Raw genomic sequence first — 1,544 nt, 5'->3', positions numbered from 1 at the left:
ATTATTTACGGAGAGTTTGATCCTGGCTCAGGACGAACGCTGGCGGCGTGCTTAACACATGCAAGTCGAACGGTGAACCACTTCGGTGGGGATCAGTGGCGAACGGGTGAGTAACACGTGAGTAATCTGCCTCTGACTCTGGGATAACCACGGGAAACGGTGGCTAATACCGGATATGACACATGGTCGCATGGTCTGTGTGTGGAAAGTTTTTCGGTCAGGGATGAGCTCGCGGCCTATCAGCTTGTTGGTGGGGTAATGGCCTACCAAGGCGACGACGGGTAGCCGGCCTGAGAGGGCGACCGGCCACACTGGGACTGAGACACGGCCCAGACTCCTACGGGAGGCAGCAGTGGGGAATATTGCGCAATGGGCGAAAGCCTGACGCAGCGACGCCGCGTGAGGGATGAAGGCCTTCGGGTCGTAAACCTCTTTCAGCAGGGAAGAAGCGCAAGTGACGGTACCTGCAGAAGAAGCACCGGCTAACTACGTGCCAGCAGCCGCGGTAATACGTAGGGTGCAAGCGTTGTCCGGAATTATTGGGCGTAAAGAGCTCGTAGGCGGTCTGTCGCGTCTGCTGTGAAAACCTGGGGCTTAACTCTGGGCGTGCAGTGGGTACGGGCAGGCTAGAGTGCAGTAGGGGAGACTGGAATTCCTGGTGTAGCGGTGAAATGCGCAGATATCAGGAGGAACACCGGTGGCGAAGGCGGGTCTCTGGGCTGTAACTGACGCTGAGGAGCGAAAGCATGGGGAGCGAACAGGATTAGATACCCTGGTAGTCCATGCCGTAAACGTTGGGCGCTAGGTGTGGGGCACATTCCACGTGTTCTGCGCCGCAGCTAACGCATTAAGCGCCCCGCCTGGGGAGTACGGCCGCAAGGCTAAAACTCAAAGGAATTGACGGGGGCCCGCACAAGCGGCGGAGCATGCGGATTAATTCGATGCAACGCGAAGAACCTTACCAAGGCTTGACATGGCGCGTTTACTCCCAGAGATGGGGGGTCCGTAAGGGCGTGTCACAGGTGGTGCATGGTTGTCGTCAGCTCGTGTCGTGAGATGTTGGGTTAAGTCCCGCAACGAGCGCAACCCTCGTTCTATGTTGCCAGCACGTTATGGTGGGAACTCATGGAAGACTGCCGGGGTCAACTCGGAGGAAGGTGGGGATGACGTCAAATCATCATGCCCCTTATGTCTTGGGCTTCACGCGTGCTACAATGGCCAGTACAAAGGGCTGCGAGACCGTAAGGTGGAGCGAATCCCAAAAAGCTGGTCTCAGTTCGGATCGGGGTCTGCAACTCGACCCCGTGAAGTTGGAGTCGCTAGTAATCGCAGATCAGCAGTGCTGCGGTGAATACGTTCCCGGGCCTTGTACACACCGCCCGTCACGTCATGAAAGTCGGTAACACCCGAAGCCGGTGGCCTAACCCGTAAGGGAGGGAGCTGTCGAAGGTGGGACTGGCGATTAGGACGAAGTCGTAACAAGGTAGCCGTACCGGAAGGTGCGGCTGGATCACCTCCTTTCTAAGGAGCACCTCGCAGCTTGG

The 1,544-nt window shown here is 57.6% G+C and carries 1 rRNA gene; it reads left to right on the top strand.

Annotated elements, in window-relative coordinates:
• The first annotated feature begins 4 nt into the window (after window positions 1-4).
• Window positions 5-1,521 (top strand): 16S ribosomal RNA (locus tag LR394_RS40995).
• Window positions 1,522-1,544 lie beyond the last annotated feature (23 nt).

The sequence above is a fragment of the Kineosporia babensis genome, assembly GCF_021129305.1.
Lineage (GTDB): Bacteria > Actinomycetota > Actinomycetes > Actinomycetales > Kineosporiaceae > Kineosporia > Kineosporia babensis.
This window is presented reverse-complemented; position numbering and strand designations above follow the sequence as displayed.